This is a genomic window from Agrobacterium sp. CG160-95 (genome assembly GCF_053521725.1).
Genome location: NZ_JBNWDU010000003.1, coordinates 240366 through 264324 on the forward strand (window position 1 = coordinate 240366; position 23959 = coordinate 264324).

At 52.2% G+C, this 23959-nt stretch carries 17 protein-coding genes and 3 pseudogenes; 8 read left to right on the plus strand and 12 right to left on the minus strand.

From position 1 onward, the window contains the following. Position 1: 1 nt before the first annotated feature. The 3 genes from rfbD (at position 2) to ACQZ63_RS12525 (ending at position 2725) form a co-directional block, all read left to right on the plus strand. Positions 2 to 895 (plus strand): dTDP-4-dehydrorhamnose reductase, encoded by an 894-nt coding sequence (gene rfbD, locus ACQZ63_RS12515; protein ID WP_448799222.1) that lies wholly within the window; start codon positions 2 to 4, stop codon positions 893 to 895. Continuing rightward, the gene (gene rfbA, locus ACQZ63_RS12520; protein WP_112291543.1) at positions 892 to 1758 is read left to right on the plus strand and encodes a glucose-1-phosphate thymidylyltransferase RfbA; all 867 of its coding nucleotides are present in this window, start codon (positions 892 to 894) and stop codon (positions 1756 to 1758) included. Before rfbD ends, rfbA begins: the two co-directional genes overlap by 4 nt. Before the next feature lie 121 nt (positions 1759 to 1879). Continuing rightward, the gene (locus tag ACQZ63_RS12525) at positions 1880 to 2725 is read left to right on the plus strand and encodes a glycosyltransferase family 2 protein (protein WP_448799223.1); all 846 of its coding nucleotides are present in this window, start codon (positions 1880 to 1882) and stop codon (positions 2723 to 2725) included. Between the two features lie 26 nt (positions 2726 to 2751). Here ACQZ63_RS12525 and ACQZ63_RS12530 read toward each other — a convergent pair whose 3' ends face one another. From ACQZ63_RS12530 to ACQZ63_RS12540, 3 genes are all read right to left on the minus strand, one after another. Further along, a complete protein-coding gene (locus ACQZ63_RS12530; RefSeq protein ID WP_448799224.1) occupies positions 2752 to 3666 on the minus strand; it encodes an NAD-dependent epimerase/dehydratase family protein in 915 nt (304 codons plus the stop codon). 30 nt (positions 3667 to 3696) lie between these two features. Then, positions 3697 to 6747 carry a glycosyltransferase gene (locus ACQZ63_RS12535; RefSeq protein WP_448799225.1) on the minus strand — a complete coding sequence of 1017 codons (3051 nt, stop codon included), beginning with the start codon at positions 6745 to 6747 and terminating at the stop codon, positions 3697 to 3699. A gap of 316 nt (positions 6748 to 7063) precedes the next feature. Continuing rightward, a complete protein-coding gene (locus ACQZ63_RS12540) occupies positions 7064 to 7825 on the minus strand; it encodes a class I SAM-dependent methyltransferase (protein WP_448799226.1) in 762 nt (253 codons plus the stop codon). Between the two features lie 213 nt (positions 7826 to 8038). Here ACQZ63_RS12540 and ACQZ63_RS12545 point away from each other — a divergent pair, with 213 nt between their 5' ends. Both ACQZ63_RS12545 and ACQZ63_RS12550 read left to right on the plus strand, forming a co-directional pair. Then, positions 8039 to 11026, plus strand: coding sequence for a glycoside hydrolase family 99-like domain-containing protein (locus ACQZ63_RS12545; RefSeq protein ID WP_448799227.1), 2988 nt, complete (start codon positions 8039 to 8041; stop codon positions 11024 to 11026). A gap of 160 nt (positions 11027 to 11186) precedes the next feature. Next, positions 11187 to 11408, plus strand: a pseudogene (locus ACQZ63_RS12550) (IS110 family transposase); the annotation flags it as partial. Positions 11409 to 11714: 306 nt separating this feature from the next. Here the strand turns inward: ACQZ63_RS12550 and ACQZ63_RS12555 are convergent. Further along, positions 11715 to 11936, minus strand: a pseudogene (locus ACQZ63_RS12555) (DUF6429 family protein); the annotation flags it as partial. 176 nt (positions 11937 to 12112) lie between these two features. Between ACQZ63_RS12555 and ACQZ63_RS12560 the strand changes: the two are divergent. Next, positions 12113 to 12231 (plus strand): annotated as a pseudogene (locus ACQZ63_RS12560) (transposase domain-containing protein); the annotation flags it as partial. Between the two features lie 34 nt (positions 12232 to 12265). On the opposite strand, the gene ACQZ63_RS12565 reads toward ACQZ63_RS12560, so the two are convergent. From ACQZ63_RS12565 to ACQZ63_RS12590, 6 genes are read right to left on the minus strand one after another with little or no spacing between them, the layout of a single operon-like run. Continuing rightward, positions 12266 to 12679: a GtrA family protein gene (locus tag ACQZ63_RS12565; RefSeq protein WP_448799228.1), complete on the minus strand. Its 414-nt coding sequence runs from the start codon at positions 12677 to 12679 to the stop codon at positions 12266 to 12268. Beyond that, complete coding sequence (locus ACQZ63_RS12570) at positions 12676 to 13959, minus strand: NAD(P)/FAD-dependent oxidoreductase (protein WP_112291528.1); 1284 nt, start codon at positions 13957 to 13959, stop codon at positions 12676 to 12678. The genes ACQZ63_RS12565 and ACQZ63_RS12570 overlap by 4 nt, the downstream gene beginning before the upstream one ends. Before the next feature lie 12 nt (positions 13960 to 13971). After that, a complete protein-coding gene (locus tag ACQZ63_RS12575; RefSeq protein WP_448799229.1) occupies positions 13972 to 14904 on the minus strand; it encodes an NAD-dependent epimerase/dehydratase family protein in 933 nt (310 codons plus the stop codon). Further along, the gene (locus tag ACQZ63_RS12580; RefSeq protein WP_448799230.1) at positions 14904 to 15641 is read right to left on the minus strand and encodes an SDR family NAD(P)-dependent oxidoreductase; all 738 of its coding nucleotides are present in this window, start codon (positions 15639 to 15641) and stop codon (positions 14904 to 14906) included. Before ACQZ63_RS12580 ends, ACQZ63_RS12575 begins: the two co-directional genes overlap by 1 nt. Positions 15642 to 15652: 11 nt before the next feature. Further along, positions 15653 to 16927 carry an FAD-binding oxidoreductase gene (locus ACQZ63_RS12585; protein ID WP_448799231.1) on the minus strand — a complete coding sequence of 425 codons (1275 nt, stop codon included), beginning with the start codon at positions 16925 to 16927 and terminating at the stop codon, positions 15653 to 15655. 59 nt (positions 16928 to 16986) lie between these two features. Continuing rightward, entirely contained in the window at positions 16987 to 18456 is a 1470-nt protein-coding gene (locus ACQZ63_RS12590; RefSeq protein WP_448799232.1) for a UbiA family prenyltransferase, read from the minus strand. A gap of 229 nt (positions 18457 to 18685) precedes the next feature. On the opposite strand from ACQZ63_RS12590, the gene ACQZ63_RS12595 reads away from it, so the two are divergent. Further along, positions 18686 to 20566, plus strand: coding sequence for a hypothetical protein (locus ACQZ63_RS12595; RefSeq protein ID WP_448799233.1), 1881 nt, complete (start codon positions 18686 to 18688; stop codon positions 20564 to 20566). Positions 20567 to 21081: 515 nt separating this feature from the next. Continuing rightward, positions 21082 to 22095, plus strand: a complete 1014-nt coding sequence (locus tag ACQZ63_RS12600) for an IS110 family RNA-guided transposase (RefSeq protein WP_448799234.1) — start codon at positions 21082 to 21084, stop codon at positions 22093 to 22095. A 480-nt stretch (positions 22096 to 22575) separates the two neighbouring features. Here the strand turns inward: ACQZ63_RS12600 and ACQZ63_RS12605 are convergent, their stop codons facing one another. Both ACQZ63_RS12605 and ACQZ63_RS12610 read right to left on the minus strand, forming a co-directional pair. Continuing rightward, positions 22576 to 23478, minus strand: coding sequence for an IS110 family transposase (locus tag ACQZ63_RS12605; protein WP_448799235.1), 903 nt, complete (start codon positions 23476 to 23478; stop codon positions 22576 to 22578). 61 nt (positions 23479 to 23539) lie between these two features. Next, entirely contained in the window at positions 23540 to 23809 is a 270-nt protein-coding gene (locus ACQZ63_RS12610; protein WP_448799304.1) for a hypothetical protein, read from the minus strand. Between the last annotated feature and the right edge of the window lie 150 nt (positions 23810 to 23959).

The window sequence follows — 23959 nt, forward strand, 5'->3', positions numbered from 1 at the left end:
GATGCGGCTGGCAGTCACCGGGAAAAATGGACAGGTCGTTAGTGCCCTTCAGGCACTGGCCGGACCCGGTCTGGAGATTGTTGCTCTCGGCCGGCCGGAGCTTGACCTTGCGCGACCTGACACCGTCTTCAAAGCGCTGCAGGAGGCGAAACCCGATGTCGTGGTATCGGCCGCTGCCTACACCGCCGTGGATAAAGCGGAAAGCGAACCAGGCATCGCTTTTGCCGTCAATCGGGACGGAGCAAAAGCCGTCGCGCGAGCCGCAAATGTCATCGGTGTTCCCGTCATTCATATTTCCACAGATTATGTGTTCGATGGCACCAAGACCACCGCTTACGTCGAGAACGATCCCACAGGACCGGCTTCCGTTTACGGTCGCTCAAAGCTCAAAGGCGAACACGCCGTTTCTGAAAACACCGAAAACTACGCCATTTTGCGAACCGCATGGGTCTATTCGGAATATGGCAGCAATTTCGTAAAAACCATGCTGCGGCTAAGCGAAAGCCGCGACGAGATCAATGTGGTTGCGGACCAGTTTGGCTGCCCCACCTCGGCAAATGACATCGCCATCGCAATTGTGTCGATCGCAAAAAGACTTGCGACGGATCCTTCTGCGCATCTTCGCGGCGTTTTTCACATGTCAGGCACAGGTGAAACGAACTGGGCAGGTTTTGCCAAGCAGATATTCGCATTTTCTGCGGAAAATGGCGGAAAGTCGATTGTTGTCAACGACATCACGACCGCACAATATCCGACGCCGGCCCAACGCCCGGCAAACTCCCGGCTTGATTGCAGCAAGCTGGAAGAAGTTTATGGAATAAGATTGCCGGAATGGCAGACATCAACGCGCGCGGTCATGGCCGCCCTAGCGCAGAACAAAAAGGAAATGCCATGAAGGGCATCATTCTTGCCGGAGGCAGCGGAACCCGTCTCCATCCTATGACATTGGCGGTGTCAAAGCAGATCCTGCCCGTCTACGACAAGCCGATGATCTATTATCCGCTGACGACGTTGATGCTGGCTGGCATTCGCGAGATCCTCATCATCTCGACGCCACATGACATGCCGCTTTTCCAGAACCTTCTGAAAGACGGTTCCCAGTGGGGTCTCTCGATCGAATACGCCGTTCAGCCAAGCCCGGACGGGCTTGCCCAAGCCTACATGATAGGCGCCGACTTCATTGGTGGCTCCCCGTCCTGCCTGATCCTCGGCGACAATATCTATTACGGGCACGGACTTCCGGAGCTCTTGCAAAGCGGTACCGGCGTCAATGACGGAGCCACCGTTTTCGCCTACCACGTCAACGATCCTGAACGTTATGGCGTCGTTGAATTCGATAGCGAGATGCGCGCGCTGTCCATTGAAGAAAAGCCGTTAAAGCCCAAATCCAACTGGGCCGTTACCGGTCTGTATTTTTATGATGCCGATGTCGTGGACATCGCCGCCAATCTCAAGCCTTCCGCGCGCGGCGAGTATGAGATAACGGACGTGAACCGCATCTATCTGGAACGCGGAAAGCTGAAGGTATCCATAATGGGTCGCGGTTACGCATGGCTTGATACCGGAACGCCGGATAGCCTGCTCGAAGCCGGGGAATTTGTGCGCACCCTGGAAAAGCGTCAGGGCTTCAAAATTGCATGCCCGGAAGAGATTGCTTTGAGCAAGGGTTTCATAAGCAAATCACAATTTTCCGAAATCGCGGAGAGTGCTGGCAAAGGTGATTATGGCGTATATCTAAGGAGACTCGCCTCCTCGTAAGTACGCTGGAATATACCTCCGCTTCGAGTTGAAGAAAATCGCATTAACACCTTCTGCTACAGCAATTCATCAGAGTTTTCCAAGTTGAGGCAGGATGGGTGTACTGGTCTCTGGAGTCAAAATGGCTAGTTTGTCACTCTCGGACGTAACGGTGGTCTCTGTTTGCTATAAGAGTGATGCGCTCATAGCGGACATGATCGCGACGGTGCCTGAGGAAACACCAATAGTTCTGGTCGACAACGGACAAACGAATAGTTTTGCGAACCTCCCTGCCCGTAGAAACATCAGGATTGTTCGGTTGGAGGACAATCAGGGCTTCGGTCGCGGTTGCAATGCGGGCGCAGCGGTGGCCCAGTCACCTTGGATCCTGTTTTTAAACCCTGACGCCCGATTGACCGCAGGCGCGATTGAATCCTTGATAGAGGCCATTGATCGTCACCCGTCGGGCGTTGCATTTAATCCACGAATTTCCAACTCGGACGGAAGTGAGTATTTCAAGCGGCGGTCCTGGTTGTTGCCACGCCGCCGCTACATGAAAAAGGGCTGGCCAGCAGTCGATACCGTTGTTCCCGTTTTGAGCGGGGCCGCATTTTTTGTTTCAAAACAAAAATTCGATGCGGTTGATGGCTTTGATCCAGCTATCTTTCTTTATCACGAAGATGATGACCTATCGTTGCGCCTTGCAAAATTCGGGCAACTCGTATTTGCACGCGATGCCCTTGTTTCCCATGCGGCGGGGCACTCGTCGGGCCGATCTCCGGAAATCGCTCGGCTCAAGGCGTTTCATATGGCGCAATCAAGAATTTATACCGGTATCAAGCACCAGCGGCCACTTCCAAGACTTTCGACTTTCGTTCAAGCCCTCGCGCTGATCATGTCGCCCAGCGCTCTATTCTCGGCGCGCCGGCGGGCCAAGGCCGCCGGATTTCTCAAGGGCGCAGTTGAATCTATCAAACATCAATTATGAAGAGAACGAGTGTGTAATAGGAATGGCTATTGGTGTTCCTTCAGCCACGACCAGACGCCGACAATCCCTTCTCTCAAACCTATCTTTGGCTCCCAGTCAAAATCCATCTTTGCCCGCTCTATGTCTAGAACGGACACCGGGACGTCGAGGCTTCGATGAGGCTTATAGACTATTGGAATGGGATTACCCGTTATCTCCTGCACGATTTCAGCGATGTGGAGGACGGAAGTCCCAGTTCCGCTGCCCCCATTGTAGACGCCCACCCTTTCACTGAGCAGCGCAGTGACGCATAGGCTGCTAAGGTCTTTGACGTGAATATAGTCGCGAATCGCGGAGCCATCTCCCCATATTTCGATGGGCTGGTGTTTCAGGGCAAGGTTGAGATATGTGCCTATTATCCCTTGGACGCCCAGGTTACCCTGATAGAGACCGTAAGGATTGGAGGCTCGAATCACAACAGGCCGTATACCGGCCTTGATCTCATAGAGTTTAAGATAGGACTCTATCGCAACCTTCACTACGCCATACGAACATATCGGATCGAGTATATGTCCCTCCGGAATTGGGACCTCCAGTGGCTTGCCGTAGACAGTTCCACCCGACGATAAATATAGAATGCGGGTTACATCGCATGCTGCCATATCCTCCAGGAGGCTGAGGGTTCCGAGAAGATTAAGCTCAACATCTTTGCCGGGATCCTTATCGCCCGTGGACGGCACCGTCCCGCTGACAAGATGCGCCACGGCGCCGACATCCACCAGAAGCTCGCGCATCAGCTGGCTATCAGCCAACTCTCCAGAAACATAATGTACACCTGCCGGTAGCGGACGGCCAGGAAGACGGCTTCTTCCCAGCACCTTCACCTCGTGTCCCGCGACTACCAAATCTTCGACAAGATGGTAGCCGATGAACCCACCGCCGCCGAGAACCAATATCTTCATAAAAAGCCTATAACCTTACTGCCGCCAACGTCACTTCCTCGCGAGCACAGAACGATAATGATCGAGATACTCACCAGCGAGCACATCGATATCATATGTCGCTCCAAGGACTTGCGCTTTTTCTCTAAAGCTATCACGGACATCTTTCTCCAAGATATTTTCCATGGCGTCGCTCAATTCATTCACAAATCGGTCGTTGTCGCTGTCATTGGCGATGATAATTCCAGCTTGTTGGCCATCGATCTGTGACATTGCCTTGATCTCACCGACATCCGTGGACACGCAAGGGACCCCAACTTGAAGCGCCTGTATCAAGCACAGGGGATAAGATTCACCTGGGAAGCGTGTCGGTATCAGAGCCACGTCGCTAATACGGTAGAGACCATAGATTTCCTTAATAAAACCAAGGAAGTGAATACTCCCCTCCGTCGCCGCCAAGAGCTTGGCATCGTCCGTCGCTGGCCCTTCGCCCACCATAAGCATCGCCATCGGGACATCAGGTCGCCGCTCCCGCAATAAGCGATATGCCTTTACGGCCTCCACCCAGCCTTTGCCTTCAGCCCCTCGCGCAACAAGCGAAAATACGACAGCATCCTCTGCCACACCAAGCTGAGTACGTGTTTTGGGAAACGCTACTTCATCAATAGGCATCGCATTTTTTACTTTTACGAATTTTTCTTTACCTATCTGAAGATTATCGAACGGCCTCAGGTTCCTATCGGCAGTATAGGCGAACTTATCAATATTCTTGCTCCAGCGGTCGATCCTGCTCGTGGAAACATCCATTGCCTCATAGGAGCCATGCAGTGTCGAAATAAAGGGAGCGGAAATGCCTTGTCCGTCGAGCAAGAACCCCTCGACATTGGCAACATGCGAATGGACCACCGAGATTCCTGCATTCGTGATAAAACTATCTATCCCCATGTCGCGAACCGTATTGGCCGTATAGACAGGGATAGCAGGGTCAAGCATCCGCCGCACGTCTGGGTGATCGTCCGCGTCATGCATCTGAAGAATGGAAACCATGATCCCCTTGCGGAGAAGTGCATTGGCAAGGTGAATCGGGAATATTTCTCCACCGCCGAACGAAAAGCCCAAAATGCCGACCAGAACATGAATATGTTCACGCGGGACCGAACTAAGGCTTTGGTAATTCACCAGCTTTTGAAATTCTTCAGTCTGGACCCCAGCACTTTTCGAGACGCCACGACAGACTTCGATAAAGCGTTTGAGGGTGCCATCTGGAATATCCCATCGTTTCTTCAACGATGTCATCAGTCGCGCATACTCTTTATAATATTCTGACTTCGATTGAGCGCTGCTACCGGATGTATTGCTATCGTGAATACGGAAATAGCTCACGGAACTGGGTTCGTATGCGATCTGCCCCCCCCCTGCGATAGCCGAATAGAGGTACCAGTCACCCATGATTTTGTAACTTCTGGCCTCTTCCCAGACCTGGTCGGAAACCTCAAAACGCCGCCAGAGGCTTCCTCCGACGTTGGCAATCACATTTTTGACGCCAAAGCCACCGCGAAACCACTCGGCGGCCGGACGAGTCAGGCGCGCTTCCCAGATCCCCGGTTCACTATCCTCACGGTAATGATCCAGCCCAGCAAAATACTCGCCCTGACTATTCGCAAATTGGATTCGCCCGAACGCCATCATCACGCTTGGGTCACGAAATGCATTGATCATTCTTTCAACGAAAGTCGGCTCGCAAAAATCGTCACTTTCGCAAATCCAGACCAAATCACCCTTTGCCAGCGAGTGACCCTTCTGCCATTGACGGAATACATTTCCGGAGTTTTCGGTATTATAGACAGCTCTGATGCGCTCAGGGAAACGTTTGACATATGCGTCGATTACCAAGCGACTGTCGTCACTGGAGCAATCATCAAGTACCAGAATATCGATAAGCGGATAAGTCTGCGCCAGGATGCTGTCCAGGCGCTGAGGAAGATACCGCGCGTGATTGAAGTTCGGCACGATCGCAGTCACCCTCACGCCGGTCTGGGCGCTGATACTGGAGCGGCTCGCCGCGATAATCCTGTTTGAAGCAATCCTCTGATAATAGTCGAGGCAGAACTGATCGACCTTACGCGACAGCAACATCGGATCGCGCTTTTCAGCCGATTTCAGAAACCGTTTTCGCCTTCGAGTACTGAAGATACTGACTTCCGACAAGGCGTACAACAAACGAGTATAAACCAAACGCTTCAGAAATTTAGTCAAAGAAGCCCGACTCATCCAGTTGTTGCGCTGAAGCGCGTCGACTTTGCCCGAAATCTGATCAAGGTCCTTCATCAGGATTTCGGCCCAGTGAGCATGTTCGGATTCAATCCGTTTGAGCACTGGTTCGGACGCTTGAATATCGTGCGAAAAGACGCCACTCATGCTCACGTCATCAACCGGCTGATCCGATGCGACACCGATCATGTACATCGGCGCCTCGATACCTGCAGTGGTTGTGCCGCTTTGCGAGTCCGTTTCAAAAAAACGCGTGGCTTGGTTTTCAGATGCGATGATTGAGCCAAAACCGATCTTCTGACCATGCATCGATACATAAGTAAAATATTGTCCCAGGAGTCCGTTAAATTCAGACTTCAAAAGCTCCTTGACGTGAAAGGGGTTATCCAGCCCAGTCGCGACAGTGTAGGCGTTCTTTTCCGGAGTGGAAATGATCAATATTCCATCAGCGCGCAAAACACGCTTGATCTCCTGCATAAAGCGATCATGGGCCTCGATGTGTTCAAGCGTTTCAAACGAAATGACGACGTCCACCGAAGCAGACGGCAAGGGAATATCTTCACATGATCCAACCTTGAAGGAAATATTCTCAGCTTTGTACTTCGATTGTGCGTGACGGACCGCTTCGTCTGAAATATCCACGCCGATTACGGACCTGGCAGTTTGCGCAAGAAGTGCGGTGCCGAAACCGTCACCACCTGCGATGTCGAGAACGTCTTTGCCTTTGACAAAATTTTTCGCCAGATGATACCGGTGGATATCCTCCAATTCGACGTTTGATTTAACATCGGGAAATTCGGATCGCACACCGCCTCTAGTTTCCTCGATCATCATTCCCTCAACATATCTATGACCCGTGCCTTGCAAGTGCCGATAACCTATTCCCTCTGCGGAGTCGAGCCGACGACACCGGACAAGTTGGCAGTGAATGACGGAAAAACGATGGCGTGGAGTAGCCAAACTTGGCGACGATAGACTATCTAATGACCGGCTAAAATACTAACGCATCACGGTAACCCATGCACGACGTCATTCAATCCAAGAACACTTTTCGTTCCAATGTCGACTGATTTCCAGCAGGGGAGATGGCACACTATGTCCATGCTCAACGGACTTCAGTTTTTGGGCGTCTACCCGGTCTCGGTGGTTATTTGCGGGAAGAGCCTCGCTTACATTTATCTAAGATCTTTTGAAAGAACGTGCGCTCACGCTTAATTTCGAGAAGGCCTTTCGAAGCGCTAACGGCGATACCAGCTGGATAATCGAATGTCGTAATTTTCACCTCATCGAAACCGGCATCTATTAGTTGCTGCCACATATCGGCCCCATATTCCGACACTACTACGTAGTCGTTGGCATTGTCCCCGGGTGCACCATGGTAACTGGGAGGTAATCCATCCCGAGTACGCGTGAGCCGTCCAACAATAACTGGGACAGTAAAGGCAAGCAGTCCCCCTTGCTTCAGTACACGGCGGCATTCCCTGAGTGCCAAGACTGGATTCGGTACGTGTTCGAGGGTGTCGGAGTGTATTACAAGATCAAAGCTCTCAGAGGCGTACGGTAACGCACACATGTCCACTTTTGGATACTCTCCAAGAACTCGGTTAGGTGCTTCTGCTAGGAAACGCGTCAATTGAGCGGCCTCGTTTAATTCTAGCACGCTCAGATCTGACGCTATTTTGATGAAATCCGAAAAAACACCACTATGATGCCAATGGCTTAGAACTGATTTTGCGAGAGCTTGACTCCTGATATTGCAGTCGCAGGCAGTACATTTCGTTCCTTGTTGGCGATCAATGTAATCGCGCTCTGGCTGAGATATTTGCCATTCATTGACCAATTCATCCCACAGCACTCGACCAGCCGCAAAGTGATTGTTTCCACATACTACGCATTGCATTTTCTTCATTCCTTTTGGCCAGCCGACTCGTCGCCGAGTTGAGCAGGCGTACTATATTTTCACCAGTTGGAAAACAAGGTCGTCCTCCCACGCAAAAAAACCGAGGCTGCACGTTTGTTCAAGCCGTTGAACCGCTAGTCACCTTGACAAACATGGCTTCGCTAATCATTGCTCGAAAATCGAGACGATGGGGATTGCCCCTTTTAGCATGGGAAGCGTTTGATGAAAGAAACGGGACTGAAGCCCGATGGCGAAAGATTCCTGCCGGAGTTCCAAGGGATAATTGAGCTCGAGCACTACCATCGTTACCATCTGGCTCTTAATCTTGTTTCCGGTAAGGATGTCCTCGACATTGCAAGCGGTGAAGGGTTCGGCTCGGCTATCCTGGCGCGATCGGCAAAAAGTGTCACCGGTGTGGATGTTTCGCAAGAAGCTGTGGAACACGCAAAATTAAAATATTCGAAGGATGGCTTACGCTTCATCTGTGGCAGCGCAACGAAAATTCCGCTGGATAGCGACGCCGTTGATGTTGTGATTTCGTTTGAGACAATTGAGCACCTGATCGAACACGATCAGATGATGGCTGAAATAAAGCGTGTCCTTAAACCGGGCGGCGTTCTTTTTATCTCGAGCCCCAATAAGTATATCTATTCTGACAAGCCCAACTACAACAATCCGTTCCATGTACGTGAACTGTATACTGCCGAGTTCAAAGAACTTGTGAGCCGCTATTTCGAAAACATTGCCCATTATGGGCAACGCGTAGTTACTGCATCGGTTATTGCGGCAAGTGAATCAGCTTCCGAGATCGTATCCTATCGGGACGACGAGGTGTTTGTTGGCTTCCCTGACCAAATGTATGATGTCATTTTGGCGTCAGATGTTGAGTTACCTCAGATCGCTCACTCTCTGTTTGAGTATTTGTCTAGTGGCTTGCAACCTGAGAAAATGGAAGAAATTCGAAAGACCTTCCATCAAGTGAGTAATGAGCTTAGTCAGGTTAAAGTTGATCGTGAGTATCTCGTCAATCGTATAAACGAGGTAGCCTCCGAGCGTGACCGCTTGATCCGGCGCCTGCGAAACATGCTGCCTGACGCGCGAAATCTCGGTGAAGGCACTAGTCTCGAGGAGATGACGCCTGATGAGGTGAAAGCCCTACTCCAAAGGGTTGCGGACGATGGGAATAAAGTTGTCGGTGACAAGTGGTGGCTTCGGACAAGATCGCTACGGCGGTGGTCTAACTCGATTCGAAAGTGGAAAGGTAAATCGAAAAAGGTATGGCCAGAGCGATTTAGCCTAGGCGATTACCTGCCGTCGCTTGCCGAGCAAACTACTGCAATTCCCAGCCATCCTCAACAGGAAACTGCGGCTGTTCCGGCGGTGCAATACTCGGCAGTGGAAGAGGGATTTGTAGAGTATCGAGATTACTCACCGATCAAGACTGACCCGAAGCTTATTGCGTTTTATCTACCACAATTTCATCCATTTAAAGAAAATGACATGTGGTGGGGTAAGGGCTTCACAGAATGGACAAACGTCAGCAAATCGCAGCCGCTTTTTGAGGGGCACCATCAACCGCATTATCCGATACACCTGGGTTACTACGATCTGCGAGTGAAGGAGATAATGGAGGAACAGGCGCGTTTGGCTCAGTCCTACGGCGTGTCTGGATTTGCATATTACTTCTACTGGTTTGCTGGCAAAGTTCTTATGGACTTGCCACTCCAGCAGATGCTGGCAAACCCGAAGGTTGATATCCCTTTCTGCATGATCTGGGCCAATGAAAACTGGACCAGACGATGGGATGGGCAGGAACACGAGATACTTATCGCCCAAGATCACTCGTTGGAAGACTCGCGGGCGATGCTGGAGTACTTACGACCTTTCTTGGAAGATGCGCGATACATTAAGATCGATGGCAAGCCTCTATTTATAGTTTACCGCGCCGCGATTATACCGGATATGGCTGCAACTCTAGACGCTTGGCGCGAACAAGCCAAAGCATTTGGTTTTCCGGGCCTCTATTGTGTTTGTGCTCAGAACTTCGGGCACAGCGATCCTCGCGAATTCGGCTTTGATGCAGCGATGGAATTTCCGCCTCACACGGCGCCATTGGTCGACATTTCCCACGAAGTCAAAAACCTGAGGCCAGAATTTACTGGGAGTATATGCGACTACAAGAAAGTCGTTTCTGATGCCGTCACTAGGACAAACAAGGGATATAAGGTTTTCCCGACCGCGATGCTGTCTTGGGACAACACTGCCCGGCGGGGTGACAAGGCCACGTTGTTTGAAAACTTCTCATTGAAAGATTTCAGTCACTGGCTTTCCCATAATGCCGAGCGGGTCGTCAAGGACCCTGACTTGTCTCCATCGGAGCGCATTATGTTCGTCAATGCTTGGAACGAGTGGGCTGAGGGCACACACCTTGAGCCTGACCGTAAGCATGGATTCGGCTATTTGGCAGCCACTCGAGGCGTAATGGAGAACTATGATGCCCGCGGTGACGAGTTTCAAAATCCCCGCTATCCAAAAGACACTCAATCCAAGTACGCGGTGTTGGTTCACATCCACTACGAGTCTGCGTGTTCAGACGTCCTTAAAGCTTTAAATAGCATTGAGGATTACTCCCCCGATGTCTATGTCACGGTCACATCTTTGTCTCTGGCAAAAAAACTAAAGTCTGAGTTGCCTAATGCAATCATTGAGTTTGTAGACAACAGAGGGCGCGACATACGGCCATTTCTCCATGTATTCAGGAAAATCGCGCATCTAAATTACGTCGCAATTTGCAAGATACACGGAAAGGCGTCGATATATCGTAATGATGGAGAACTGCTACGTCGGTCGGCACTTTCCGCGTTACTGTCCAAGGCTAGCGTAGAAAAAATGACAGCGGACGATCATATCGGAATGCTGGTTCCCTCGGCGTCGCTCATCGCACATTCAGAGAAAAATATGCATTCGAACCAAGTTCACGTTGAGAGACTTGCAGACGAGCTTGGTATCAAAGATTGGTGGGGGGACTTTCCTGCTGGATCGATGTTCTGGTTTAGGCCTGCCTCACTGATGCCTTTGCAGAAAATTGATGGCGAACTCTTTGATGTTGAGCGGGGGATGATCGATGGGACCTTCGCTCATGCGATAGAGAGGTTATTTAATGCCGTTTGCAAATCGGAAGGGTTCAACGTTGAGATAACGCCACCCTAGATGCCGTAATGGGCCGGCACTTCGCGAGTAGCCAGTTGGTTGGCTGTCCCTCAGAATGATGATGTTTTGGACCGAGGTCCGAAGGAACGGCCTCAAGCATCATGAGAGGCTCGGCCATTCATATTATACAGGAATCGAGGTCTCGCTGAAAGAGTGCAGCATGTGTGTTGTCGACGCAACAGGCAAGCTGGTTCGCGGGGTTAAGGTAGGCAGCGAGCCAGAATGCCTGGTTGGGTATTTTGATCAACTGGGCTTTCCTGTAGAACGCATCGGCCTTGAAGCGGGGAAGGTTGTCCTAATGGCTACACGCGGCTCTCATTGCTGCAGGTCATTAGGTGGTTTGCTTGAAACACGACATGTGAAGGCGGCGCTTTCGGCGATGACGGGATTAACAATCTTCACGGTATCGTCGTGGTCAAGGCTCTCAGGGGAGGTAACTGGCTTACAGGTGGTCAGAACAGCCGGTGACCAACCACTCGGCAAGTTCCTTGCAGCAGGACTATCGAGGGAGTTCGAACGCCTTGAACTGGTCCACACCCATATCCATGATCTCGACCGTCAGCTCGAAGAAGGTTTGGAGGACTGTACCCTTGGCATTCCCAACGTTGAAAAGGTTCACCGCATCGCCACGCTTAAGGGTATTGGCAGCCTGAGCGCTGTAATGCTGGTGTCTGAGGTCTTCCACCGCCCGCGTAAACAACTTCCGGAACAACGCTTCTGAATGCTCCAAGCCTTCATCGGTCAGGATCAAAGACTACGACTTGTTGACCGGGTCGCCGATTATGCCTTTCTTGTGAAGCCAATCCGTTGCTGCCCAGTCGAATCCCTTCTAGGCGCAACGCTCATTATGCAGCGTCAGCCATAACAGCGCCAAAACGGCATCGTCGATCTTGTCCTCGTCGATCTCCATGAGCCCATGTTACCACGCGCGGCGCTCAAAATCCTGCGGCCCTGCTCGGACGGATACTCTGAGCATGAGAAGTATGCCGAGTGCCAAACAACAGCGACCCGCCGAACTGGCCGGGAACGCACGGTTTGCTACAAACAATAGAAGACACACTCGGCATAGTTCGACGGTCGGCATAAACGGCCAAGATGAACAACGTCGATCCGCAGGCCTGGCTCACCCAGACCCCGAGTGCATCGCAAAAGGCTGGCCCAGCAGCGATCTCGGTGCACTCATGCCGTGGAATTACCCGCGCTGAACGGTTTCTGCTTGGCGCTTATTTTGGTTCGTTGTTATTTCAATGAAAAGGTAAAGTACTTATGCAGGAAATAACTCGTTGCAACCGGGCTCAAAACACCAATCACATGCGCTATCGCCTCTGGATGAAAACCGAACCCAGCGAGTGGGAACAGCCATCTGGCCAATCCGACGCTCACGAGCCAGACCTGGGCCAACGCAACCATGTTCACCAAACCAAAGCGCAAATATTCCGCCCCAGGTCGGCGACCTGATTCCTCGAAAACGAATAGTTTCATGAGGCCATAGGCCGTCGTCATGCCGATGAGGTAGGCTATCACGATTGCAGCAGAATAGCTGGTGATTGTGGATATCACTGCCCGCGAAAGAACATTAACGCCGGCAGCTATACCACCTGACAATACGAAGCGAACGAAAGGTGATGAGATCATTCCGGAAATCGATCTCATCTCGGCACGGCTTCAGCCATCGCTCTGCCAAGCCTCACGCTTTCCGCAATGCCCCGGTCCTCAGGATAATAATAGGAAGTGTCGGCAATCTGAAGCCCCGAAATGGGCGTCTGGACAGGCGGCAATTTATCATAGAAATTTGGCTCGCAAACTGGTTGCGCATAGGCGAGACGGCCAACTTTCGCTTCGATAACATCGTGGTCGTTTACATCGGGATTTACTTTTTTTATGTATCCCAGAGCCTCATCGATAAACTGCTGGTCGCTCCAGCTCCATTTGTGATTTGTCGTCGGCATGTAATACGGCACATAAACGACTGTGTCGCTCACGGGGCGAAGATTGGAAAACTCAATCAGCCCGGGTATCTCGATGGTGTCATCGATGATATTGATCCAGAAATGGCGGCTGATGGACTTCTTCAATTTGAAGAGAAGGCAAACCACGCCGATATTGCGAATATCATCGTATTTCTTTTTCGACGCTTCGGGGAGATCAGGCGCCAAGCGGGAGACCAACGGCGTCGGCAGGGTGGAAACGACAGCATCGGCGGGAAAGAACCGCTCCTTCGTCCGTACTCCTGCCACCTTGCCGTCCGCACATTCTATCCGTTCGGCGGCAGCGCCGAGATGCAAGCGCCCGCCTTTCTCCGTATAGGCGTCGACAAGCGCATCGACCAAGACCTGGCTTCCACCGTCAATATAGCCAAGTTCCTCCTGAAATATCGAGCGCCGGGAGTTGCCTATACGACGCACGCGCGTTGCGATCCAGGAGGCGGAAATATCGTCAGCAAGTTCGTAGAACTTCAATTCCATCAAACGCTTCCAAAGTGTACCATACACTTCTTTGCCGGAACCCTGTTCAAGCCACTGCCGCGCGGTTTTATGTTCAATCTTCGAAAAATTGCGCGCTTTCGTCGTCAGGAACATTTGAAGTCCCGTACGGAATTTCGCGATCAGGCTAAGATGCGGGAACCGCAGAAGGGAGATTGGATCACCCCAAGGATGAATCCGGCCTTTCATGAAGTATCCCATCGACGTTCCGCGCCACTTCATGCGGTCGGCGATGCCGAGCTCCCGCATCAGTGCAAATGTCGGCTCGTCGGACTTACAGACGAAGTGATAAAATCGTTCAATCGACAGTCCGCCAAAATCAAAATGGGCGGCCATTCCGCCGGCTACCGCGTCGCTCTCAATCAAATCGACCTCGTGGCCCAAACTTACGGCACGATGTGCCGCGGCAAGCCCCATGGCCCCCGCCCCGATCACCACAATGCGGCTCATTAGTATTGTCTCCTAAAAATCCAGTACAATCTTGCTGTATGTCGGGTGCAAATAGGTCTCACTGATTGCCTTGCGCAACGGAGTAGCCTCAACCCCAAAGACGGCCGGCCAATCGATCACCGGAAATGTTTCGGGTATCACGAGCGCCTCGAGTTGGCTGGTTGTGAAAGGGGGCTTGGAACTCAACTTTCCATAAACGAAAAGAAGCCACCAGAATACCCTGTAGGGGATGTTGATGATCCGGGCCTTGGGCTTTACGGTGCTGTGGATCAGATTTATCAGATCGCCATAATAAACCTGCTCCAGCCCCGAAATATCGTAGGTCCCGGTCGGCATCTTCTCCATGGAAGAGATGATGATCGCAGCAAAATCTCCGACATACAAAGGCTGCCTGATGAACTTGCCGTCGCCGGGAATCGGAAAGACGGGCGTGCGATCCATGAACCGGCGAAGCCATCCCAGATGCTTACGATCGAACCAGCCGAACATCAGCGTCGGACGCAAAATCACATGCGGGATATCCGTCACAGTATCGATGAACTGTTCCTGAGCCGTTTTTGATCGCGTATAGAAGTCATCAGCTTTTGAGTTTACCACCGAAGACGAGATATGCACAAAATAAGGTGTTTTATGCATACGCATCGCCACTACGATATTCTCTGTCGCGGTGACATTGTTTTCGATGAATTCGTGTTCGTCCAGACCACCGATCTGTGCTTGATTAAGCAGAACGGCGTCCACGCCCCGGAACGAATTTTGCCATTCTCCAGGTACGGCCAGATCAGCTTCTATGACTTCAATTTCAGGGTTCAGCCGGCGCAGCAAGGCTGTATTGCTTGGGTGTTTGTCGATGCCGATAATCTCAAGCCCGTCGACACCCTTGAGGCGCGCAATAATATTTTGGCCCACCAGGCCCGCAGCGCCAGTTATGAGGATTTTCTTCATTATATCTCCATCCGATTGAAGATGCGACTGGGGATATTTCGGATAACCAGCATGATGTAACGCCAGAACCCAGGCGCATAGGCGACCGGCCCGCCGCGTAGCGCGCTGGCATGAACCACCGCCGCAATCTGCTCGGGCTTCGCCCAAAGAAGGCCGGTCCTATTCATGCCATCTGTCATCGGCGTTATTGTCGGACCGGGTTTTACCAGAACAGCCCGTGGCCCCTTGTTTGCAAAACGATGTGCAATACCTTGCACGAGTACCGCCAATCCGGATTTAGCCGCACCATAGATATAGTTAGCCCGACGCCCGCGATCCCCCGCAACCGATCCGATAACCACCAGGGCGCCCCTCGCCTGTCGCTCAAGCAAATCTGCCGACGCCAGGCACCAGGCGGCGGCAGAATTGAAATTGACCCTCAAAATCTCTTCAGCGCGTTCTGTGTCCCGCTCCGCCTCATGCTGATCACCCAGAATACCGTAGGCCAGGATAATATGATCGACACCACCGATCTGGTCGGCGAAACCCTGCAGCTGAGCAGCTGCGTCACTTGGCGTCGCGAGGTCGCAGGTAGCAATCTCAACGCGACCTGCACCGCGGCTCCTCAGATCGGCCGAAGTTTGTTCCAAACGGCCCATATCGCGACCGACAAGCAGAATGGATGCGCCTTCAGCGGCATAAATCCGCGCAGTCGCCATAGCGATGGAGGACGTAGCTCCCAAGAGAATAATTCGCAATTGTTTTTCCTTTAACCCTGAGTCACCCGCGTCCAAAAACCTGAACGAAATCCCGGATCGATATGTTTTGAGAAAAGATGCCAATCCGGATAACCGGCTTGAAATACTCTGGCCGGCATTCTGCCGTCCTTCGCGGGATAAAGGCGCCCTTTGGCCTCCATCACAATAGCATCCAGCCTGTCCATCAACTTTAGCGTCGTTTCTCCCCGATTGGGAAAATCCAATGCCAAAGTTGTGCCCTCGCGTGGAAACGAAAGCATCCCGGGCGACTGGATCGAACCAAATGTCTTAAGGACCGCAAGAAATGAGCCCTGTCCACTCGCAGAGATCGTTTTCAACATCTCATTCGTCGCGTCCGCCTGTACTGACGGAGGGACAACCGACTGGTATTGATACATGCCCCTTCTGCCATACATACGGTTCCAGCGACCGATCGAGTCCAGCGGATAAAAGAAAGGATAAATACCTGCTCTGGTTTTCCCGCTTTTCTTGCTGCCCCGGTGGAAGTAGGCCGCATTGAAAGCGCGAATGGAATAGCTGTTCATAGCAAAGCCCGGCAAACTAACAGGCATGGTGAGCGCGGTATTGCCGTTATCCAGCAAGCGGGAGCCAAGTTTGGCGTGGTTTCCACGCGTGAAAATCCCGCGCCCCAGCTTGTCGCCGCCAGAAAGGCAGTCAATCCATGAAACGCTATATTCAAAATCCGCCTCGCTCTCCTCGGCCAGACGAAAAAATTCTTTTGTATTAGCAAATGGGATGTTTTCAGCTTCAATAATAGCGCTCTGGATGGGTATGACCTCCAGTTCAGCCCATGTTATCAGCCCGGTAAGTCCCAACCCGCCAATTGTCGCTGCAAACAGGCCCGTGCTGTCGTCCGGACCCAATTCGATTTCCTGTCCGTCAGACCGCAGCAAGCCGATGCGCCTTACCCAGCGGCCTATCGTCCCGGTTCTGTGATGGTTTTTACCATGCACATCGTTCGCGATAGCGCCGGCTATCGTTACAAACCGGGTTCCGGGGGTCACCGGTACAAAGTATCCTTGATGCACAATGATCTTGAGGATCGTATCAATTGACAAACCTGCTTCTGCACGCAGAAGCCTGGTTTGAGGATCGAAGTGAATCATCCGGTCGAGAGCAGTCATGTCGATCAACCCTCCATCCGGGTTGAGGCCGCTATCACCATAGGAACGACGCAGACCGCATGCCAGCAGCGGGATATCCTGCTGACGCGCTGCATCCATCAATGCCGGCAATTCGTCTCGCCAACTCGGCTGCGACAACATATGACGCGTCCTCAGGACGCCGCCCCACGAACTAACGTCAGAGGTAGATGCAAAACGGCTCATAGCGCTGCCAGAAAAACGATTGCAATGACGACACCGAGCCCGATGCTCGTTTTGTCCCGGATGGCGAAGCTGACGGGATCGTCATTCATGCGGCCTCTATGCGCCAATATCCAGATGCGCCCAAGCCACATCGATAGAAGAACGGGAATGGCAGACAGGAATTCGGGACGAGCATATTCGTTGCCTGCCAGCATCTCCAGCAAGATGAAAATAACGAGAACAACGAGCGACGCCATTGCCGCGCTCACGCCGAGCGAAAGCGTAAGCGGCGCGTCTCCCACCTCATAACCCCGGCTTTTCAGACTGGCGGCACCACTGGTGGACGCCCGCACAATCTCGGTGTGTCGTTTCGCGACTGCCAGCGAAAAGAAAAAGAACACGGCAAATGTCAGCAGCCAGGCTGGGCGCGATTGCTCAAGCAACACGGCACCCATCACAACGCGTGATGTGAAGAGGAGGCCGATTATTAACGTATCGAGCAGAGGAATACGTTTAAGCCCAAGCGAATAGCTGCCTGTGACGACGAAATAACCCAAAAGCACCGAAGCGAATTGCAATGAAAGCAGGGCCGCGGCAACAAAACCCATGACAATAAGCGCCACAGCAAGCACGAAGCCAAATCTTATCGACAAACGGCCGCTGGCCATAGCCCGGTTGCGTTTCGACCAGTGCTGTCGATCCGCATGCAGATCGGCAATATCGTTCAAGAGATACGTACCGGATGTTACCGCCAGCAGGCAAAGGAACGCCAGAAGCGTTTCAACTATCAAAGCTGCATTTGCCCACTGATGCGCGAGGATCAACGGAACGAAAATCAGAACATTTTTTGTCCAGTGATGGACACGAATTGCCTTCAAAAACTCTTTCATCCCGATCGGCGGCGTGGAGAACTCGGCAATAATGGGCTTGTTTAGTTTTCTCGCCTTTGCGGCAACGCCGTCGCTCGCACCCGCCAAAACTATCGCATCCGCTGCGTCCCAAACCGACAGGTCTGCGCTGCTGTCGCCCACATAGATGAAACCGTCGGGAAAACGCGAGGCCAGATAGCTTGCTTTGGCTGGACCTTTCAGGTTGCTCTCGCTCGATCCAACCGCGGATTCGAATATGCCTACCTTCGCCGCAACGACATCGACGATCGTCTGGTCGGCAGCGGAACACAAATGCAGAGCATGCCCCTCACCCGCTCTCTGGCGCAACCAATTCACAAGATCCTCACGGAAAGGCAAAACAAGCGAAGTGAGATCAACTTGTTTGGCGATCGTAGCTTTAAGGACATGGCGACCATGTGAAAGGGTTGGCAGAGCCGACAACAGCGCAAAAGGTTTCCGGAACAACGAGAGCGCTGCGGCCTCATAAAGCGTATCCGACAGAAGAAGCGTTCCGTCCAAATCAACCACGATGGGTAAAGCGGACAGGGCGTCATTCGCTTTGGAACTCTGTCCCTCAGATGAAAGGTTGAAATTCATAATCGCCTTTGCTCTCTCGCGTCGCTTCGTTACCGCCTATACGAAAATAAGCGCCCTATTGCTATCCGCTCATTTACGGAATTGAAAATTGCGCCTGCAAACGAATTTCGAGCAACGCCGCCGCGAATAGGTCATCCATTACCTTGAATCAACCTGGCTCCAACTAGCTTGACAATTTCCAGCCCAAACGAGATAGCTCAGCGAGCTTGAAGCAGAAGGCAGCAGTTTAATGATGAAATTAATTAATCAGCGTTTGGCATTGGTGGCATTTGCCACACTGTGCATATCTGCCTTTTTTTCGCTTTATTACGTCAGTCAGCAGCCGCTCGATATGTATGCGTTTCGCCAGACGCAGACGGCGCTGACATCTTACTGGATTATAAAAGAAGGATTCACCTTCGCTTATCAAACACCGGTCGGTGGCAGACCTTGGGCGATACCGTTTGAGTTTCCGCTCTACCAGGGGCTGGTTGCCGTTATCGCAAAAACATTCGACCTGTCGCTTGATGTCGTGGGCCGCCTGGTAAGTTATCTGTTTTTATTGGCATGCCTCTGGCCGATTGCCGGAATCTTTCGACTTCTCAAGCTGAACCGCGAGACATTTTACATATTTGCAGCGCTGATCCTGTCTTCTCCCGTCTATCTATACTGGGGCCGGTCTTTCATGATCGAGACGACCGCGCTTTTCTTCACCATCGCTTTTTTATACTATTTTACGCTCGGCTTGCGTGAGGGCTTTACGGCCATTTGCAACGCTCTTTTGCTGTTGTGCGCCACGCTTGCCTTGCTACAGAAATCAACAACCGCATTGCCTGTACTCGTCGTGGCAGCGTTGATCTATGCTTACGTAACGCTGCGTCATGCAGAAGGATTTAAATCGCTCTTCAAATTGAGAGTTGTCGCCCCACCGGTTTTTGGTTTTCTGGTCCCGGTTGTGATCGCATACATCTGGGTTAAATTTACCGACGACCAAAAATCACTGAATTTATTGGGCGAATATTTGACATCTGCCCGGTTGAGCGCCTGGAACTGGGGCACATTCGCCGAGAGGTTCGCACCACCACTCTACGAAAAAGTCATCCTGATGCGGGTATTCGTCGGCAATATCGGAGCCGTCGTTGGATTGATATTGTTCATTTATTTTCCCATTTGGTGCATAAAGAAGGGCCGAAAAACTGAACTTGCGCTATTTAGCATCGCGCTCGCGCTTGGTTTTCTGCCGTTTTTCATGTTCCCCAATCTGCATATAGTACATACCTACTATCAGTCGGCCAACCTTGCTTTCCTTCTTTTCGCTGCTGCATTGGCACTTGGGACAATCTATAGCTATGCCCCAAAGGCGATCACTGGATTTTTTCTTTTTATCGTCGCATCGAACTACGTCTATTTCGGCATAAAATACTACCCGGCTATATCCCAGCGCTTTAGCAGCTATGATCGTGACATCGCAGTTGGGAAATCGCTTAAGAATGCTACGACAGAAGACGGACAGTTTATCGCACTCGGAAACGATTGGAGCTCGACATTTTCCTATTTTGCGGAGCGTAAATCTTTCACAATTCCTGACTGGCTCACCCAAACGGGCGATGTTTTGGCAAATCCGGACAAATACCTCGACAAAGACAAGCTTGGTGGCTTCGTGTCCTGCAGCAAGAACACTCAAGATGCCGCCCTATTCGCCGACTTTGTGTCGCAAAGAAAATGGAATACCGCTGTTGTCAACGACTGCAAAATCGCATTCCCCGGGACTGCGTTCAACGACGAAGGCGCGGTTACCACGGAATGCCACGGTGCTATCGATATCCGCGAGATCGCTGAGGAAAATGGCGTTCGTATTGCCAAGCTGGCCGGCTGGGTTATCCCCGCAGATGGTGACAGCAACGTCCGTGAGCGGATCTATGTTCAACTGCCCGCATCTGATGGCAAACCAACGTATGTCGAGGCTTTGAGAACACCGCGGGACGAGGTTAATTCGCAGCTGAAAATGCCGCTGTACAATTTGAGCGGATTTTCAGTGCTGGTACCGTTTGCAGAAGGTCAGGGCATAGAAGATGTCGCCGTCGTCCGTTCGCGAGGAGACGTCAAAAACATCTGCCGACTACAACACTAAAAGAACCCGGCGGTACCTCAGGACGACAGAGCGATTCTGACTGATTGATGCAGATCGGAACCATTTTGACTTTGGCTTGGATCACCATCGAGGCAAATACCGGAGTATTGCAGTGCAGAGACCAGCAGGATTTCCATCTTTTCTGACCTTGCCGGCTCTGAAAACTACGAAGGCAAGCTCGTCGCCGAATGCAGATTCTTGGTAGTCTAAGCGCCATACGGTCGACAAAGAACGATGTAGCGTGATTCTCCCAGCTGCGGATCGAGCTCTGTCCGCCGCTCCTGCCCGAGGGTCCCTGACGAATACCTCTGGCGGCAGATTGGCAGGTCGAGTGCACCCCATTTAACCGGACAAGTCGGCTAGTTTGATTTAGCCCCGATGAACTGCCGAGGGGAAGCCATCTTGAGCGCGGAATGCGGATGGATTTGAACTGATGGGGTGGATGCCCCCTTCCGGCCGGCATCGGCGTATGATGCCTGCCTAGCGCCATTGTGGCGCTCACGGAGGGAAAGCAGATGACACAGGTGCATATCCTTGCGATCGACCTCGCGAAGCGGAGCTTCCAAGTCTGTGGAACGGATCGCGGCGGGGCGGTTCTATTTAACCGAGTTCTCTCGCGAGCTCGACTATTGCAGCTTTGGAACGAGCAGTTGCCATGCGTTGTCGCGATGGAGGCTTTTACCACCAGCCATTTCTGGGGCCGCGTTGCTAAAGGCTGTGGCCATAATGTGCGGCTAATTCCGCCGATCTATGTGAAGCCGTTCGTCAAACGACAAAAGAACGATGCGGCCGATGCAGCGGCGTTCGCGGAGGCTGCACAACGACCGAACATGCATTATGTCGAGGTCAAGAGCGCTGAACATCAAGCCCGAGCGGTGGCGTTTCGAACGCACCAGTGCTTCGTGCGCCAGCGTACCCAGCTCATCAATGCGCTGCGTGGGCATCTTGGCGAATTCGGGGTCATCGTTGCTCAAGGACCCGCCAATCTCACTACGGTAGTGGGAATTCTGGCCGATGACACAAATGATCTTCCTGCTGGAGTTAGAGAGATTGGCCAGCTTTACCTGGACCAGATCAGGCTGCTGACCGAGAAAATCGACGGGCTGATGCTGAAACTTCGAGAAGCGACCAAAGCGAATGAAGAAATGCGTCGACTTTGCACTGTTCTCGGCGTCGGACCCGTGACCGCCGGAGCGATCCTCGCGTTTGCTCCCGATCTTCGCGCATTTAAGAGTGGCCGGAATTTTGCTGCCTGGCTCGGCCTCGTACCCCGCCAGCATTCAACGGGAAGAAAGACCCGGCTGGGAGGCGTTAGCAAGATGGGGCAAACGGATATCCGTAAATTGCTCATCGTCGGCGCCATGAGCCTGATCCGCTGGATCGTACGTAAGGGCGTGTTGCCGGATAATTGGCTAGGAGGCGTTATGGGACGAAAACCGCGAATGGTCGCGGCTGTCGCACTCGCAAACAAGATGGCCCGCATCATCTGGGCGATGATGACTAGGGAGCAGAATTACAGAATGGCGTGATCCGCTGTTCTTCTCGAAGAACAAGGCGGTGAATGCCTGGGGCCAAAAGCCCCGGTGAGAAGATCGACTGACGGAACGATGCGGAAAGGACTTCAATGTTCAGAATGGGGTAAACCAGTCCCGGCGCTCGAGCACAAAGCTCTCTGAACCGATGTGGCCTCTGTTCTTCGAACTGCATCCCGGCCCGTGGCTAATCAGGCCACATCAAGAGGCCTGACACACGACCGATAGAATTCCTCGTTCGCTGACTGCCGTCAAAAAATCTTCTTGCCAAACCGGGGGCATCCACACACGCCATAATGCTATTGCCAGTTTGCCAGCCAAGGCGACTATTCCGATCTTCCCGGACCGACTTCCATGCCCCGAGAAGCGGGAGCGAAACCATCGCGTCAGCTGGCTTTGCGGTTGGTACTTTAGCCAGCACCAGGCCAGTTCGACGAGCATCACTCGAGCCTGTTTGTTTCCGGCTTTACTGATGCCTTAATCCCGATGGACGTCCCCACTGGAATAGGGGCTGGGTGACAGTCCGAGGTAAGAGGCCAGATGCTTTCGGTTCTTGAATGTTCTATGGAACACTTTGACGACCAACTGCGTGGCGCCGGCTTCACCGATGCCGTCAAGCTGCTTCAGCACCCTGATCTTCGCGTTGCCGTTGATGGCTCCTTCGGTCTCGCAAGCCTGAATGCGCTCCTTCTCCAAGCTCTTGAGCTGCGAGTGCACGAGATCGAGCCGTTCAAACTGGCGGCAAAGCTCACGGAAGATGAACCGCCCTAATTCCCTGTCATCGCCGGTCCGGATATTCGAAAGTGCCTCCTTCCAGCGTCCTCCCCAAAGACCTGGAACAGAGCGGATACCGTGGAGCACAAGCAAGGCGCGGATACGATTGACGTGCCGCGTGCGCTCCTTCTTCAATTGCGTGCGTTCCCGAGAAAGACGCTTCGCGTCTTCCTCCGCGACTGAGGGCAGCCGAACAGGTCGACAAACCGATCTGTCTCCGAGCAGATATGCCTTAAGCGTGAACACCATCGCTTCGACATCGACGCGATCTGTCTTCACACGTCGGCCTCGTCGCGAAACCAGAAAGCTGGATGGGTCGAGGATTGTAGTATCGATGTCGCGATCGATAAGAAAACGGGCAAGCCAGAAGCCATCATAACCCGCCTCGAAGCAGACCCGCATCGACCCCAAGGCACATCCGGCATGCGACCGAGCTCGTGCCAGGCTTTCGATCCGTCCGAGTGCCGACAGAAGAGCTTCGGCATTACCGCCGGCTACTGCCGTAGTCTGAACCGTATCTGAGCCGGGCAGAAGATAACCGATCAGCCATGTGCGTTGGCTGAGTTCAAGGGCGACATAGCAATCGTTGGCACGTTCGGCGCTCATGATCATCCTCCTTAAAAAGCGGAGGCAGATTATCAAGCTCCGCGGCGAGCTTGCATAGGATCTATAATGAGTTTCGGCCGCATGGTGCGATCGGCAATAAGGTGCCGATCTCGCTGATGAACGGCTCATCGGCACCCCCGCCGAACTGAGCCAAAACCCCGGAAAATTCCAGCTCCCGCTGGCCCAAAAACGGGAGCACCTCACCCAATTCGACAGAAAGAAGATAGGTCAAGCTCGTAGCAATAGGATGATTGGCCCCAATCTCCAGATCTCGCTCTGCTGACAGATCGAAATGTCCGCGTACGGATAATGCTTTCATTATGCTGACCATAATAAGATCTTCCGCGTATTACGAATAGTATCTATGCGCATAAATATATATATGGCATATTAGAATCAAACATTTCAATTAAATAGTAGAAACAATTATTTATCAAAAATATATGTCAAATCAAATTAATATTGTAATATTGTAGTGTTT

Coding starts and splice junctions, on each gene's coding strand:
- rfbA (WP_112291543.1), top strand. CDS start 892: ATGAAGGGCATCATTCTTGCCGGAGGCAGCGGAACCCGTCTCCATCCT.
- ACQZ63_RS12525 (WP_448799223.1), top strand. CDS start 1,880: ATGGCTAGTTTGTCACTCTCGGACGTAACGGTGGTCTCTGTTTGCTAT.
- ACQZ63_RS12575 (WP_448799229.1), bottom strand. CDS start 14,904: ATGAAGAAAATCCTCATAACTGGCGCTGCGGGCCTGGTGGGCCAAAAT.
- ACQZ63_RS12595 (WP_448799233.1), top strand. CDS start 18,686: ATGATGAAATTAATTAATCAGCGTTTGGCATTGGTGGCATTTGCCACA.
- ACQZ63_RS12600 (WP_448799234.1), top strand. CDS start 21,082: ATGACACAGGTGCATATCCTTGCGATCGACCTCGCGAAGCGGAGCTTC.
- ACQZ63_RS12605 (WP_448799235.1), bottom strand. CDS start 23,478: ATGAGCGCCGAACGTGCCAACGATTGCTATGTCGCCCTTGAACTCAGC.
- ACQZ63_RS12535 (WP_448799225.1), bottom strand. CDS start 6,747: ATGATCGAGGAAACTAGAGGCGGTGTGCGATCCGAATTTCCCGATGTT.
- ACQZ63_RS12540 (WP_448799226.1), bottom strand. CDS start 7,825: ATGAAGAAAATGCAATGCGTAGTATGTGGAAACAATCACTTTGCGGCT.
- rfbD (WP_448799222.1), top strand. CDS start 2: ATGCGGCTGGCAGTCACCGGGAAAAATGGACAGGTCGTTAGTGCCCTT.
- ACQZ63_RS12610 (WP_448799304.1), bottom strand. CDS start 23,809: ATGGTCAGCATAATGAAAGCATTATCCGTACGCGGACATTTCGATCTG.
- ACQZ63_RS12565 (WP_448799228.1), bottom strand. CDS start 12,679: ATGAGATCGATTTCCGGAATGATCTCATCACCTTTCGTTCGCTTCGTA.
- ACQZ63_RS12590 (WP_448799232.1), bottom strand. CDS start 18,456: ATGAATTTCAACCTTTCATCTGAGGGACAGAGTTCCAAAGCGAATGAC.
- ACQZ63_RS12545 (WP_448799227.1), top strand. CDS start 8,039: ATGAAAGAAACGGGACTGAAGCCCGATGGCGAAAGATTCCTGCCGGAG.
- ACQZ63_RS12585 (WP_448799231.1), bottom strand. CDS start 16,927: ATGTTGTCGCAGCCGAGTTGGCGAGACGAATTGCCGGCATTGATGGAT.
- ACQZ63_RS12530 (WP_448799224.1), bottom strand. CDS start 3,666: ATGAAGATATTGGTTCTCGGCGGCGGTGGGTTCATCGGCTACCATCTT.
- ACQZ63_RS12570 (WP_112291528.1), bottom strand. CDS start 13,959: ATGAGCCGCATTGTGGTGATCGGGGCGGGGGCCATGGGGCTTGCCGCG.